The 14,948-nt window shown below is 63.6% G+C and carries 13 protein-coding genes and 1 pseudogene; 4 read left to right on the top strand and 10 right to left on the bottom strand.

From position 1 onward, the window contains the following. Positions 1-109: 109 nt before the first annotated feature. The 7 genes from DT068_RS20460 to DT068_RS20430 form a co-directional block, all read right to left on the bottom strand. On the bottom strand, positions 110-1,027 hold the full coding sequence (locus DT068_RS20460; protein ID WP_119391744.1) for a helix-turn-helix transcriptional regulator: 918 nt from the start codon (positions 1,025-1,027) through the stop codon (positions 110-112). A gap of 289 nt (positions 1,028-1,316) precedes the next feature. Then, positions 1,317-2,312, bottom strand: coding sequence for a branched-chain amino acid ABC transporter permease (locus DT068_RS20455; RefSeq protein WP_119391743.1), 996 nt, complete (start codon positions 2,310-2,312; stop codon positions 1,317-1,319). After that, positions 2,309-3,187, bottom strand: coding sequence for a branched-chain amino acid ABC transporter permease (locus DT068_RS20450; protein WP_119391742.1), 879 nt, complete (start codon positions 3,185-3,187; stop codon positions 2,309-2,311). Before DT068_RS20450 ends, DT068_RS20455 begins: the two co-directional genes overlap by 4 nt. Positions 3,188-3,190: 3 nt before the next feature. Continuing rightward, entirely contained in the window at positions 3,191-3,907 is a 717-nt protein-coding gene (locus DT068_RS20445; RefSeq protein ID WP_119391741.1) for an ABC transporter ATP-binding protein, read from the bottom strand. Continuing rightward, positions 3,900-4,703, bottom strand: a complete 804-nt coding sequence (locus tag DT068_RS20440) for an ABC transporter ATP-binding protein (RefSeq protein WP_119391740.1) — start codon at positions 4,701-4,703, stop codon at positions 3,900-3,902. Before DT068_RS20440 ends, DT068_RS20445 begins: the two co-directional genes overlap by 8 nt. Positions 4,704-4,710: 7 nt before the next feature. Next, positions 4,711-6,060, bottom strand: coding sequence for an ABC transporter substrate-binding protein (locus DT068_RS20435; protein ID WP_368904862.1), 1,350 nt, complete (start codon positions 6,058-6,060; stop codon positions 4,711-4,713). Positions 6,061-6,083: 23 nt separating this feature from the next. After that, a complete protein-coding gene (locus DT068_RS20430) occupies positions 6,084-7,184 on the bottom strand; it encodes a class II histone deacetylase (protein ID WP_119391739.1) in 1,101 nt (366 codons plus the stop codon). Between the two features lie 236 nt (positions 7,185-7,420). Between DT068_RS20430 and DT068_RS20425 the strand changes: the two genes are divergently transcribed. Further along, complete coding sequence (locus DT068_RS20425) at positions 7,421-8,050, top strand: FMN-binding negative transcriptional regulator (protein WP_119391738.1); 630 nt, start codon at positions 7,421-7,423, stop codon at positions 8,048-8,050. 8 nt (positions 8,051-8,058) lie between these two features. Continuing rightward, entirely contained in the window at positions 8,059-8,691 is a 633-nt protein-coding gene (locus DT068_RS20420) for a LysE family translocator (RefSeq protein ID WP_119391737.1), read from the top strand. Here the strand turns inward: DT068_RS20420 and DT068_RS20415 are convergent. Beyond that, positions 8,678-11,458 (bottom strand): winged helix-turn-helix domain-containing protein, encoded by a 2,781-nt coding sequence (locus DT068_RS20415; protein ID WP_162914339.1) that lies wholly within the window; start codon positions 11,456-11,458, stop codon positions 8,678-8,680. The genes DT068_RS20420 and DT068_RS20415 overlap by 14 nt on opposite strands. Positions 11,459-11,661: 203 nt before the next feature. Here DT068_RS20415 and dapA point away from each other — a divergent pair, with 203 nt between their 5' ends. Next, the gene (gene dapA, locus DT068_RS20410; protein ID WP_119391735.1) at positions 11,662-12,573 is read left to right on the top strand and encodes a 4-hydroxy-tetrahydrodipicolinate synthase; all 912 of its coding nucleotides are present in this window, start codon (positions 11,662-11,664) and stop codon (positions 12,571-12,573) included. Between the two features lie 113 nt (positions 12,574-12,686). Beyond that, positions 12,687-12,875: pseudogene (locus DT068_RS28405) on the top strand (MFS transporter); the annotation flags it as partial. A gap of 42 nt (positions 12,876-12,917) precedes the next feature. Here DT068_RS28405 and DT068_RS28110 read toward each other — a convergent pair. Then, positions 12,918-13,652, bottom strand: a complete 735-nt coding sequence (locus tag DT068_RS28110; protein WP_162914338.1) for a hypothetical protein — start codon at positions 13,650-13,652, stop codon at positions 12,918-12,920. Beyond that, the gene (gene eno, locus DT068_RS20400; RefSeq protein ID WP_119391734.1) at positions 13,627-14,901 is read right to left on the bottom strand and encodes a phosphopyruvate hydratase; all 1,275 of its coding nucleotides are present in this window, start codon (positions 14,899-14,901) and stop codon (positions 13,627-13,629) included. The genes DT068_RS28110 and eno overlap by 26 nt, the downstream gene beginning before the upstream one ends. Between the last annotated feature and the right edge of the window lie 47 nt (positions 14,902-14,948).

Genomic DNA, 14,948 nt, shown 5'->3' with positions numbered 1-14,948 from the left:
TTGCGGAACATGTCACTTTACCGGGCGGATGTTGTACTTACGCCACATCTAACCGAGCAGATGACATCGGAACCTGTCAGCCGCCAGTCGTTAAAATTCCACGCAATTTTTATGCACCGGGTCGGATCTCGGCCGGGGTCCTGTTGCGGTGCTTCTTCATGGTCGCGGTCAGATGGCTCTGGCTCGAAAACCCGCTCAGATAAGCGATCTCCGCAATCGGCAGGCCTCCCTCGACCAGCAGCTTCTCGGCAAACGCCAGTCGCAGGGCGAGGAGATACTGGTAAGGCGATTGTCCGAAGGTCTTGGTGAACGCGCCGATGAAATGATAGGGCGAGAGGCCGCAGATTCCGGCAAGCTCGGCTACAGACAGCTTTTGCGAGAAGTTTTCATTCAGGAATTCGTGCACCCGGCGCGCACTCGATACCGAAAGGCCTCCCCTCGCCTTTGCCGGCTGCGCGCTCACGCCCGAATAGGTCCGTAGCAAATGAATGCTGAACAGTGTGATCAGCGTGTCCATGAAGAGCTCGCTTGCCGTTCCGCCCTGCGTCAGCTCGATCTTCATCATTTCCGCGATGCGCAGCGCTATCGGGTCGACGGTTCCGAAGGCCGGCGGCCTGAGAGCCACATGGCCGGCATCGAGCGCGCTCGCCGCCACATCGGCAAGGCTCTCGGGCTTCATGGCTATGATCACGGATTCTCTGGTGCATGACCAGATAGCGCGGCCTTCAACCGTCGCTGGTTGGACGACAAGCGCCCCGATCGGCGCATCGTATCGCGTCAACCTGTCGCTTGCCAGTGCTGCCCGGTTTCCCGGCGCCGGGGCGAGCATCACGGCTACGAAATGGTTTTCAGCCAATAATGACTGCGATCCGGGCTGGCGGAGCGAATAGATCACCCCACCCCCGGCTGTCGCCAGCCTGGGACCCGCGCTTGAGGGAATGACATCGAGAATATGCGGCTCGACTCTCTGCCGACTGCGTTCTCGCCTGCTTGGCTCTTCTTCCGCGACACCGGCCGTCCCCCGCATCGCCCCATGCCTCCTGTGCCTGTGCAGGCAAGGCATGTTCTGGGTAGACCGCATAAGAGAGCTGCTTCGCGCCAGTGAATGCGCAAAGTCCCCGCTCGCCATAGCGATGCCGTAGAAACGCCCCCGTCCCGCCACATATGTGGCAATGAAATTAAGTTACGGCCGCATTTACACAACTAATCGGAAATGGAGCTTCCGTTTGGTCGCCTTGCAATCCACGATGGCGGATTGCCCAATACGATGGCTTATTGCTCAAAGACTCGCCACAGCACAGCGCCCCCAAATTACCCTAGGTATTCTTTTGACTGTCGCTTATCCGCAACAACGACAGCCGCTCGAACCATCCGGCAAGACCGCGTGGCCACAGAATGACGAAGAGCGTCACCAGAAGCCCGAGCCCGATATTGCGGTAGTCGGAGAACTCCTTCATCCCTTCATCCGCCAGCATCAGCAGAGCAGCGCCGATGATCGGTCCCCAGATCGAGCCCATGCCGCCGACCACGATCATGGCGATGAGGAACAGCAGCAGCGGGAAAGAAAACACCGTCGGGCCGATCACGCGGAAATGCACGGCATAGAAGCCGCCGGCGATGCCGGTGAAGAAGGCCGACACGGCGAAGATCCACAGCTGGTATTTGAAGCGGCTGATGCCGCGCGACAGCGCATAGCCCGGGCTGTCGCGCAGCGCCTTGAAGGCAAGCCCCAGGGGCCCGCGGATGACGGTGATCGAAAAAACGACCGCAATCGCGAGCAGTGACAACGCGACGTAGTAATGCGCCACATACCATTTGGTCGGGAACAGCGCGCGCAGGCCGAGATCGCCGAACTGGCCGATGCCGCGCACGCCGCCGAAGAGCGGCATGCAGCCCGAGCTGTTGGTGAAGCAGGCGGTGTCGTTGACGATCAGCACGAACATCACCTGTGCGATGGCGAGCGTCAGCAGCGCCACATAGGGGCCGCGCAGTCTGAGGCACGCCAGCCCGATGATCATGCTCGCTGCCACGGTGACGAGGCCGCCGAGCGGAATGGCGATCAGCATCGGCACCTTGAGATAGAAGCCCAGCATCGCCGTCGCATAGGCGCCCGTCGCGAAGAGCGCCATCTGGGCGAGCGAGAAGATGCCGCCGATGCCCAGCACAAGGTTCCATTGCACGACGACGATCGCCCAGATGAAGAACACCGTCGCCTGGGTGACGATGTAGCGGCCACCGAGCAGGATGGGCACGAGCACCGCCACCAGCAGGCAGGCGAGACCGATGAGGATGTCGCGGCGGATTCCGGTCACAGGCGCACCACCTGGCCACGGCCGAACAGGCCATAGGGGCGCCAGATCAGCACCAGGATGACAAGGAGAAGCAAGGTGGCGAAGCTCCAGCGCACGCCGAAGACATATTGCGTCGCGGCCTCGAGCAGGCCCAGCACGATCGCCGCGATGACGGCGCCATAGACATTGCCGAGGCCCGCGACGACGCAGACGATGAAGGCCTTCAGCATCGGATCGCCGCCCATCACTGGGGTCAGCGTCGCGATCGAGGAGATCATGATGCCGGACACTGCGGCCAGCGCGCCCGACAGCGCCAGCACCTGCGCATAGACCTGGCCGACGCGCACACCCATCAGCTGGGCCGCCTCCCGGTTCATCGAGGTGGCGCGGATGGCGCGGCCGGTGCGGGTCTTCTGCAGGAGAAAGGCCACCGCAGCCATCAGGGTGAGCGCCGTCACCAGGATCAGGATGTTCTGCACCGGGATGTGGACATTGCCGATCACCACCTGCCCCGAAATGCCGAGCGGCTGGGGGATCGGATAGGGACCGAAGCTCTTCAGCATCAGGTTTTCGATGATGGAGCCTATGCCGATGGTGGCGATGAAGATATTGGTCTCGAAATTCTCGGCCCGCAGCAGCGGCAGCGTGGCGAAGGCATAGATGACGAGACCGGCCGCCGCGCAAACGAGTGCCGCGGCGATGAGCGCCAGTGCCGGATGGAAGCCCAGATGGGTGATGGTTGCGTAGCAGATATAGCCACCGAGCGTCAGGAGCGCGCCATGCGCCATGTTCAGCATGTTGAGCGAGCCATAGACCAGCGAGAGCCCGATGGTCGCCACCGCATACATGGCGCCGAGAGTGAGGCCGGAGGCGATGATCTGGATGAGGACGTCCACCGGTCAGGCTCCCAGATAGGCTTCGATGATCTGAGGACTCGCCATCAGCTCAGGCCCCTTGCCGGCCCATGCGAAACGGCCATTGTCGAGGAGATGGATGCGGTCGGCCGCGTCCATGATCCGCTCGGCATTCTCCTCCACCACGAGGATGGTCGAGCCGGCGCGGCGCAGGTCGAGGATCACCTCATAGATCTGATCGATGACGATGGGGGCGAGGCCGAGCGACGGCTCGTCCAGCATCAGGAGATCACCGCCCGCCATCAGCCCGCGGCCGATGCCGCACATGCGCCGCTCGCCGCCCGACAGCGTGCCGGCAAGCTGGTTGCGCCGGTCCTTGAGCTTGGGCAGAAGGGCAAAGACCTTTTCGAGCCGTTCGGCGATCGCGGCCGCCTCGCGCGTCCGATAGGCGCCCATCATCAGGTTCTCGTTTATGCTCATCGCCGGAAACAGGAGATCGCCCTGCGGCACATGGATGACGCCCCGCTCGACGATCTCATCGGGCCTGAGACCGTCTATGCGCTCACCCGCAAGGGCGATCTCGCCCTCGCGCACACGCAGGAGTCCGGAGATGGTCTTGAGCAGCGTCGACTTGCCATGGCCATTGGGGCCGATGATCGCGGTCAGTTCCCCCTTGCCGACCGTGAGATCGACGGATTGGAGGACGATGCGGTCGGCATAGCCCGATCTGACAGCTTTGAGCGCGAGCGCCGGCTCAGCCATGGGCAGTGGCCCCTTCGCGCATGAAGTGGCGCAAGCGCTCGGAAGCGCCCTGCCCCAGATAGACATCGACCACCGTCTTGTCGTTGACCAGGTTGCCGGGCAGGCCTTCGAATATCTTCTCGCCATGATGCATGATCATCACCCGGTCGGAGAGCTGCACCAGGAAGCGCATCACATGCTCGATGAGGATGATGGTGATGCCGGCCGCCTTGATGGCGCGCACCGCCTGCATCACCCGGTCGATCTCCTTGGCGGTGAGGCCACCAACCGGCTCGTCCATCAACAGGAGCCTCGGCTTGGTCGCAAGCGCCGATGCCATCATCAGGAGCTTGCGCTCGAGCACCGGGAGCTTGCCGGTGATGCGATGAGCGCTCGCCGTGATGCCGACCAGCGCCATGGCTTCATCTGCGGCCGCGTTGGCCTCACGGCCGACGCGGAAACTCGGCATGCGGCGATTGGCGCGGCCGAAATAAGCGCCGACCAGGACATTCTCGCGGGCGGTGAGGCTGTCGAAGCCGGCATTGAGCTGGAAGGTGCGCGCCACGCCGGCATGACAGATCTCTTCCGGCGCCAGCCGCGTGATGTCGCGGCCGGACAGCAGGATGCTGCCGCTGGTCGCCGGATTGAGGCCGGAGATGACCTCGAACAAGGTCGTCTTGCCGGCGCCGTTCGGTCCGCCGATGCCGAGCACCTCGCCCGCCGTCAGATCGAAGGAGAGGTTGTTGACCGCCGCCAGCGCACCGAACGACTTGCCGACATTGCGGCAGGACAGAAGCGGCGGCACGGCGGCGGTCATCAGTGCGTTACGCCTTGATCCAGGGCGGCATCACGAATTTCGCCGTACCATAGGGTGCGGGCGCGATGAGCGCCGGTCCCTTGGTATAGTCCTGGATCTGCAGGAACTGATGCGGCATGCCGAGCGATGAGTCATTGACCTGGGTCGGGTAGGAATAGGCCGCATTCTCGATCGGTACGAACCGCGTCGTTCCGGTGACACCGCGCCAGATCATCGAGCTCATGCGCGCCGCCACCTTCTTGTTCTGGTCGTTATTGCCGGGCTCGCCGCTGCCGCCGGCAAGTGCGGCCGAAGTCGCCCACACATAGGCGCCGTCATAGGGCTGGGCCCCGGAATTATGCCCGGCATTGGCGCCGAACTTCTCCTTGTAGCGCTTCTCGAAGGCCGTGCCGATCTCATCCTGCAAGGCGCCGACCAGCGTCGCATAGAGGATGCCGTTGGTGGTCTCCTTGCCGATGTCGCGAAAGGCCGGGATCGATGGGCCATATTGCATATAGACCAGGCTCTGCGTCGGGTTGGGTCCGAATTGCAGGCAGAACTGGGCGAGGTCGGCGGGCAGGAAGTGGGTGATGCAGATCACCGCCGGCGGATCCTGGCGGATCTTGGCGAGCGTTGGGCCCCATTCGGAGGCCGGCACGCTCACCGTCTCGAACAGGCTGATCTCCCAGCCGAACTGCGCCGCCTGCTCCTTCACCGCATTGGCGATGTTGGAGGCATAGACGCCGGCCGAGAGGATCACCGCCATCTTGTTGTTGGCGCGCTTCCACTCGCCATTGGTCTCGAGGCCCTGCAGGAATTTGAGGAAGCCCGAGCCGTAGAAGGTCTCGGCCGGATCGCCCATGAAGGAACCCCAGTAACGCTCGGGATTCGACTTCACGAGATTGTTGTGGCCGATGGTGGTGTCGTAATGGACATAGATGATGCCATTGTCGGCGACGACTTCCTGGATCGCGGCGCCCGAGCCGATATTGTAGCCATTGATGATGGCGTGGACGCCATAGCGATCGATGAGGCGCTGCGCCGCCTGCACATTGGTGGCATCGCCCATTTGCGCCGTGTCCTCGAAGGAGGGTTCGAGCGGCCGGCCCAATATGCCGCCCAGCGCATTGATCTCCTCGCAGGCCAGCGTCAGGCCGTTCTTGAACTCGATGCCGTCGGGAGCGGCGAAATCGGTGGTCGGGCCGCATTGGCCGACCGGGATGGGGTCGCCTTCGGCGCGCGCTTCCTTATTCATGGCGAAGAGCATCGCCGGGAGGCCGGTCAAGGTCGCTGCCGTCGCCGCACTGCCCCTGATCAGGAAGTTGCGGCGCGAGCCTGCGATCACGTTCGGTTTGGAAAGATCAGACTTACGCTTCATGGTGTTTCCCCTTTCCTTCTATCTTAGCTCATTCTCTGGACAAGTTGGGCTGCTTCATCGATCACGGCGAGCTGATGCGGCTGGGCATCCATCCCGCCCCATTGGGCCATCATCGGGCCCCAGGGATCATCGATCCTGGTCTTGCGGCCCGACAGTTCCTCGAGCACGGCGAGACCGCAATAGGGCGCATACATCTCGGAATAGCCGCCCTCATGGGTCATCGCGATCCTGCCGTTGCAGAGATCGGCCGCGGCTTCCTTGAGCATCCGGGTGAGCGAGCGATAACCCTCGGCGCTCATCATCATGCGGCCCAGAGGATCGACACCGCCCGCATCGAAGCCTGACGGCACGATGATGAGTTCGGGCTTGTAGCGCGCCAATGCCGGCAGCACCACGCGCTCGAAGGCGGCGACATAGGCGCCGGGGCCGGAGCCCGGCGGCAAGGGCACATTGATATTGTAGCCCCTGCCCTTGCCCTCGCCATTCTCGGCAATGCCGCCGGACGCGGCCGGGAAGAGATTATCCTGGTGCAGCGAGATCGTCAGCACGCTCGGGTCGTCATAGAAGATCGCCTGGGTGCCGTTGCCGTGATGGACATCCCAGTCGACGGTGGCGACACGGTCGAGGCCCAGAACCTTCTGCGCGTGGCGCACCGCGATGGCCGCATTGGCGAAAAGACAGAAGCCCATGCCGACATCCTTGGTCGCGTGATGACCCGGCGGGCGGATGAGCGCATAGGCATTGGCGACCTTGCCCTTGACCACGGCGTCCACCGCTTCGATGGCGCCGCCCGCGGCGAGGAGTGCGATCTCGTAGCTCCCCGAGCCCAAAGGGGTCAGCTGGCTGGCATCGCCATAGCCCTTGTCGCTGATCTCCCTGATGTGCCTGATATGGGCCTGCGTGTGGACACGGGCGACTTCCTCGACGGTCGCCTCGCGCGGCTTGATGGCGACGAGCTTGTCGAGGAGACCGCTCACTTCGAGCAGGTTGCGAATGCGCCGCTTGGTTTCGGGATTCTCGGCATGGGTGCCGGGCTGCACCGTGAGACCTGGCGGGAAGACCTGGGCCCAGTTCCAGGTATTGTGCCACAGATAAAGTTCGTGGAAGACGAAACCCGTCGCCATCGCGGCTCCCTGTTCATTATTGATTGAGGCAATGATGGCGCGGCTGCCCCAGGGAGTCCCGACACTTACGGGTAAGGGGTGGTGTTTTTTGACCCACCCGATCGGGTGGAGGGCAACAATCCATCCCTCTTAACCCCTCTCAACTGGTCTGCCGTTATTTCTTAAAACTGGCGCTTCAGGCAAACCACTTTGAGCCTTAATGGACCGTACCGAGACCGCATAAGGATCGTTCGCCAATGTATGTCCCGCCAGCTTTCCGTGTCGAGGACGTTCCCGATATTCACCGGGGCATGCGCGAGGCGCGCTCGGCAACGCTCGTCACCGCGACCGAAGAGGGACTCATCGGGACGACATTGCCCATCCTTCTCGATGAGAGCGAAGGCCCTTGCGGCACGCTTTATGCTCACCTGGCGCGCGCCAATCAGCAGTGGAAACTGGCGCCGACCTGCGAGGCGATGGCCATATTCAACGGGCCCGAGGCCTATGTCACGCCGTCATGGTACGCAACCAAGCAGGAAACGCACAAGGTCGTTCCGACCTGGAACTATATCGCCATCCATGCCTATGGACCCGTCGAGTTCTTTGACGACGCCGACCGGCTTCTCGATATCATAACGAGACTGACGAAGCTGCATGAAGGGTCGCGAAAGCAGCCTTGGGCAGTTACGGACGCGCCGGCCGATTTCATCAAGTCGCAGCTTCGGGGAATCGTCGGCCTGCGCCTGCCGATCTCGCGGCTGGATGGCAAAAGGAAGATGAGTCAGAACCGCAGCGCTGCCGATCGTGCCGGCGTCATCGAAGGATTGTCAGCCAGCGACCGTAACGAGGATCGTGAGGTCGCGGCTCTGGTCCCCAGCGGATCGTGAGGTGAGCGGTGCCCGAGCTTCATAGTTTCATCTTGTTCCTGGCGGCGGCAACGCTGCTCGCCATCACGCCGGGACCCGGCATTTTCTACGTCGCGGCAAGAACGCTCGCCGGCGGCCGTCCCGACGGCCTGGCGTCGAGCTTCGGCACGGGTGTCGGCGGCCTCGTCCATGTTTTCGCTGGGGCCGTGGGCATATCGGCGCTCGTCATGGCCAGCGCCGAAGCCTTCACCGTTCTGAAAATTGCCGGCGCTCTCTATCTCATCTGGCTTGGCGTCAGAACCTGGCGCGCCGCAGGCTTCAACGAGCAAGGCACATTGAAAACGAGCGGACCCGCTTCGGCGTTTCGGGAGGGCATCCTGGTCGAGGCGCTGAATCCGAAAACGGCGGCGTTCTTCCTCGCCTTCATTCCCCAGTTCGTCGACCCCGCCGCCAATGTGGCCCAGCAGTTCATTTTCCTCGGCGTCCTGTCCGTCATGCTCAACACGGCCGTGGACGTCGTCGTGACCTTCTGGGCAGCCAAAGTGAGATCCGGCCTTGCCCAACGGCCGACGCTCATCGTCCGGATGCGGCAGACATCGGGAGCGGCGATGTGTGGCCTGGGAGCGTTGCTGCTCTTCGCGCGCCGGTCTAGCGCATCGTAGCGTCGAAATCGGATAAGCCGATCTCGCGCAGCTTCAGCGCCGCTTCGGTGCGGTTGGAGACGCCGAGCTTGCCGAAGATATTCTTGAGATGCCACTTCACCGTGTCGGGCGCCATCGACAGGGATCGGGCGAGCTCACGGTTGCTATAGGCGCGCACCAGATAGGACGCGACTTCCATTTCCTTGCTGCTGAGCTGGCGCTTTCCCGCGAGCGGCGTGCCTGCCATGGGGCGTATCCGCTCGCTGCCGCCACGCCCGAGCTCGGCCAGGATGCGGTCGACGAAGACCGCGGTCTCGGACGAGCGCGACCAGGCGGGAATGCGTCCGCGCGCGAAATCGAGCGCCGCCTTCAAAGGCTGGCCTTCATCGACCAGGGAGCGCACCGCATTCTGCGGCACGGCGAGCGCCATGAGATCGACGGTGGCGGCGAGCGCCTGCAAGGTCTCGCCTGCCGCATGCGCGGCAATCGCCACGAGGGCCCGAACCTGCAGCAGCGCGCGCAAACGCTCGTCCTTGCGCTGGCGCTCGGCGATGCGCTCCAGGACAACGATGGCGCGCTTCGGCTGGCCCTCGGCGATCAGAAGCCGGGCGGCGCCGATATGGGCATACTCATCGAGCGGGTGGACATGCTCCGCCCGCTCGCTCATGGCGGTGGTGATGCCGCGCAGTTGCAGCGCCATGCGGGCGGCGGCGACATCGCCGCGTGACAGCAGCAGGCGTACGCGGTCATTGAGCGCGCTCGCGGTCAGGCGCCGGTAGCGCTTCTCGATGCCGAGCTGCTCGGCACGTTCGAGATAGATGATCGCCTCGTCATGGCGGCCCTGTGCCGCCGCAAGCCGCGCCAGATGCAGCTTGCAGGCCATCTCATGCACGACGAGGCCGCATTCCTCGATAACGCCGCGATGTTGGTGCAACAGCCTTTCGGCATTGTGCAGGTCGTTCCATTCGTAAAGGAGCTCGACCTGGATGATCGCCGACATGGCTTCCGAATAGGAATTGGCGCCGAGACCTACGCGCGACAGGCGCATGGCGCGGGCAAGCAGGTCATGCGCCTGGTGCAGATTGCCGGCGGCAAGCTCGACGAGCCCCAGAAGGAGATCGGAATAGACAATGCCGAAGATCGAATTCGCCAGTGTATGGTGGTCGCGCCCCTTGAGAGCTGAGAGCCGCGACGCATCGAGCTCGCCCAGCGAGAAATGGGCGAAAGAGCGGATATTGCACAAGGTGCCGCGCGCGAAAGGCTCGCTTTCGGGATAATCGGCAAGCCAGCGGGCCGCCAGCCTCGTCGCCATGCGCGGCCAGTCGGCGGCGCTGATGACGCCTGCCGTCAGGGTCTGCAGCTCCGCCTGCAGCGAGCGGGTCGTCGCGGCATCGATCCTGCCCTGCCCGGCCTGCCTGACCACCAGGAGCTTGGCCCGGCGCAGATCCCTGACCGCATCGCGCGATCGCCCCATATGAAAATGGGCCCAGACGCGCGTCAGCAGCAGTCGCGGGCGCATCGCTATCAGCTCGGGCGGCAGGCGATTGAGCCACTCCGTCACCATCGGCATATGGCCCTGCATGATGATCGGCAGAGCGCATTCCTCGACGAGGCGGGCCGCCAGGTCCTTGTCGCCCGCCGCCAGGGCATGGCCCACCGCGTCCGAGATCGAGCCATTGGCGGAAAGCCAGGACGATGCCCGGCGATGGAGGGCGGCGCGCTTCTCGGCCGGCCAGCGCTCGACCTTGCCGCGCAGGAAGTCGCTGAACAGATGATGGTAGCGGAACCATTGCCCGGTCGAATCGAGCGCGATCAGGAAGAGATTGGCGCGCTCGATGAGGCCAAGCGTCGCCGGGCAGTCATGCTCCGGGCAAACCGCCTCGACGAGGCCCAGATTGAAGCGCTCGAGGATGGATGTGCGCAGCAGGAAATCCTGCACCGCCTCGGGCTGGCGGGCCAATACCTCGTGGCTGAGGAAATCGGCGACGTCGCGCTGGCTGCCGGAGAAATCGGCGATGAAGGTCTCGCGCGAATCTTCATGGGCAAGCGCCAGCGCCACGAGCTGCAGGCCGGCAGGCCAGCCCTCGGTCTTGTGATGCAGCGCCACGATGGCCGACATCGGCAGATCGAGCCGGCAGATGGCGCGCAGATAGTGATCGGTCTCGTCCAGCGAGAAGCGCAATTCGCTGTCGCCGAGATTGACGGCATGGCCCTTCATGCGCATCGCGATGAGCTCGACCGGCAGCTCACCACGCGTCGCGAGCACGATATGGAGCGCCGGCGGCGCATAGGCCACCATGGAGTTGAGGAACAGCGCGATCTCGGGCGAGACGATGAGATGGGCATCGTCAAGCACCAGATAGACAGGGTCGCCGGCACGGGCCAGATCATTGATCAGGCCGCCCAGGATCGAATCGACCGGCGTCACCGGACTCGACTCGATGAGCGCCAGCGCATTGGCGGCAATCGAGGGATCGGCGCGGTTGAGCGTTGCCGTCACATATTTAAGGAAACGGGCGAGATCATTGTCCTGCGCATCGAGCGAGAGCCAGGCCACGCGCCCGCCTTTCGCGGCGACCTTGGCCCCCCATTGCGACAGGAGAGTCGATTTTCCGAAACCGGCGGGCGATGAAACCGTGGCGAGCTTCGCGGCTGTCGCTGCTTCCAGCATGGCGATGAGGCGCGGGCGCTCCACCATGGCGCCACGCAGATGCGGCGGATGCATCTTGGTCTCGATGAACATAAGCGACATCTGGCGGCGGGTCATGGCGCGAGTCAAGGCGCTCACTTGACGCCAGCGCCTCCTTGCGCCACTTTCCGTCCATGGTCATCCGCCGCCTCACCGCGAAGTCGAAAAAATTCCCCATTCCGGGGAACGATGATCGTCGTGCGCAGTAGCAGATAGCCAGCACTCAAGATCAAAGCAGCCCCGCCGGTTTGGACGGGGTTTTTTCATGCCTGTCTCCGGCCCAGCAACAGGAGATGGATGAAATGCCGACCAATCAAACGATGCCGCAAGGCCTGTGGCTCCCGCTCATAACGCCGTTCCGCGACGGCCTGATCGACGAGATTTCGCTCCGGAGAATGGTCGAACACTATGCGCATGAGCCTGTGGACGGGTTGATCCTTGCCGCTACAACCGGTGAAGGCCTCAGCCTCGATGATGCCGAGGTTGAGCGTATCGTCCTCAGCACCCGCCACGCGCTCACCGTCGCCGGTCGTAACATGCCGGTCTTTCTCGGCCTCAGCGGCAGCGACACCCGCAAGCTCGGCAAGGCGCTCGCTTATACCGCATCATGGCCGATCGACGGTTATCTGATCGCCTGCCCTTATTATACGAGGCCGTCGCAACAGGGACTCTTCCGCCACTTTTCCGCGCTCGCCGACAATGCGGCGCGGCCGATCATGATCTACAACATCCCCTATCGAACCGGCGTCAATCTGGGCAACGAAACCATGCTCAGGCTGGCCGAGCATCGCAACATCATCGGCGTCAAGGATTGCTCCGCCGATGCGGCGCAGTCCTTCGACCTTGCGCGGTCGAGGCCTTCCGGCTTTTCGGTGCTGACCGGCGAGGATGCCTTGTTCTACACGGCGCTCACGCAAGGGGCGGATGGCGGCATTCTTGCTTCCGCGCATATCGAAACCGCAGCCTTCGCCCAGATCCGCAGCAAGCTCCTGCAGGGTGATCAATCGGGCGCTCTGGCGGATTGGCGAGCCCTCGCGGACTTGCCGAGACTGCTGTTCCAGGAACCGAACCCGGCACCGGTCAAGCATTGGCTGTGGCGCATCAGTCTGATCGACAGCCCCGAATTGCGCCTGCCGATGGTTCCCGTATCCGACGCGCTCGCGGCACGCATCGATCGCGAAATCGAGCGGCGAGGATCGCGCGCCGCGGCGTGATCCTCAGGGCAGGGTCGCAGCCATTCGCCGGGCCGCCTCCTGGAGCAAGGGAAGGTGTGCTTTCGCCTGGTCGAGGCTCAGGCGCGCGCTGGGGGCGGGCAGGCAATGGCGGCCTCTTCGCCGATCTGTTCGATCCGCGCGTGCGCTATAGCGGCATATCCTTCGTCTACCAGTTCTCAGGCATATTCGCCTCCGGCCTTACGCCGATCATCGCGACCTATCTGATCGAGGCCAACGGCAAGCAGCCCTGGTACCTCATCGGTTATGTCGTGTTCGCGGCACTGGTGAGCATGGCAAGCGCGTGGCGATCCAGCGCCGCGCCCTGCCCGACATGGCGCAGGCGTCTACTGCAAGACCTTGAAATCGCCGACGGCGACCTTCTCCTTGCCTTGCGGCCCGGCAATGCGCAGCCACAGATATTTGCCATGGGTGTCGGCGGGCAGCGAGAAGGTCTGGCGGCCGGCGGTCGTCTGCAACGGGAAGGAGAAGACCGGGCGGCCCGACGCTTCGAGCGGGCCCTCCGGCAGCACCATCACATCGAGGACGTTGGCGATGGCCGCGCCGTCGGCCGATGCCGGCGGCGCATAATCGAGGGCGCTCACCTTGCGGTCGCCGCCCAGATCGAGAAGCACATTGATCTCCTGGTCGGGCGCCGAAATGGTGAGCGAGGTCTCCGGGCGGCCATCGAAGAGATCGCCGAACCGGTAGCGCTGCTCGCTGCCGTCCTTGAGGGCGGCGGTCGCGATGCTGCGGCTGAGGTCGAGGGCCGCGGTATCGACCACCGGCTGCGGCAAGGTCGCGGCAGTGATGTCGCTCTTGCCGCCGATATTGATGGCATCGGTGACCCCGCCGGTCTTCGCCACATCGAGATTGGACGCTGGCTGCCCCTGTCCCGGCTTGTCGAGCGCCACCGTCACATTGATGGGCGCCGTTCCCGAGGTCGGTCCGAAGGCCTGGATGCCGGCGAAGACCACGCCGGCAAGGGCGGCAAAGGCGCTGATGCCGAGATTGAAACTCGAGAGCCTGGAGGATCTCGCCGTCCCTCCGCCGCCTCTATTTGAGGATCGAACGTCCTGCATACTGAGCCTGAGCCCCCAATTCTTCCTCTATGCGCAGAAGCTGGTTGTATTTCGCCAGCCGGTCGGAGCGCGCCAACGAGCCGGTTTTGATCTGGCCGCAATTTGTGGCGACAGCAAGATCGGCTATTGTCGAATCCTCGGTTTCGCCCGAGCGGTGCGACATGACCGCGGTATAGGCCGCCTTATGGGCCATGCCGACGGCGGCCAGCGTCTCGGTGAGGGAACCGATCTGGTTGACCTTGACCAGGATGGAGTTGGCGACACCCTTCTTGATGCCCTGGCTGAGTCGCGTCGTGTTGGTGACGAAAAGATCATCGCCGACCAGCTGGCAGCTCTTGCCGATGAGATCGGTCAAGGCCTTCCAGCCGTCCCAGTCGTCCTCGGCCATGCCGTCCTCGATCGAGATGATCGGAAAGTCCTTGGCGAGCTTGGCCAGATACCTCACCTGCTCGTCGATCGAGCGGGTCTTGCCCTCGCCCTCATATTCGTATTTGCCGTTCTTGAAGAACTCGGTCGCGGCGCAATCGAGCGCCAGACAAACGTCCTTGCCCGGTCTATAGCCCGCCTGCTCGACCGCCTTCATGACGAAATCGAGCCCGGCTTCCGCCGAAGGAAGATTTGGAGCGAAACCGCCTTCGTCGCCGACATTGGTGTTGTGGCCGGCCTTCTTGAGAGCGCCCTTCAGCGTATGGAAGATTTCAGCTCCCATCCGCAGGCCCTCGCGGAAGGTCTCGGCGCCCACCGGCATCACCATGAATTCCTGGAAATCGATCGGGTTGTCGGCATGGGCGCCGCCATTGATGATGTTCATCATCGGCACCGGCAGGACATGCGCCGCGGGACCGCCGACATAGCGATAGAGCGGCAGGCCCGCCGCATCGGCTGCGGCCTTGGCATTGGCCAGCGAGACGCCGAGGATCGCATTGGCGCCGAGGCGTCCCTTGTTGGGGGTGCCGTCGAGATCGATCATGGCTCGGTCGAGGGCGATCTGATCCTCGGCATCGAAGCCGGCCAGCGCATCGAAGATCTCGCCATTGACCGCGGCGACCGCCTTGGTGACGCCCTTGCCCAGATAGCGCTTCTTGTCGCCGTCCCTGAGCTCGACCGCCTCATGGGCGCCGGTCGAGGCGCCCGATGGGACAGCGGCGCGGCCGGAGGACCCGTCTTCCAGGACCACGTCCACTTCGATGGTCGGATTGCCGCGGCTGTCGAGGATTTCGCGCGCGGTGATGTCGAGGATGGCGGTCATGGGTCACTCCGATTGGCTGGCCGGAGCGTCTCTATGATGGCGATGGA

Source organism: Taklimakanibacter lacteus, from assembly GCA_003576695.1.
GTDB lineage: Bacteria > Pseudomonadota > Alphaproteobacteria > Rhizobiales > Aestuariivirgaceae > Taklimakanibacter > Taklimakanibacter lacteus.
The sequence above is the reverse complement of the archived record's forward strand: the minus strand, read 5'-3'. Positions and strand labels throughout refer to the sequence as shown.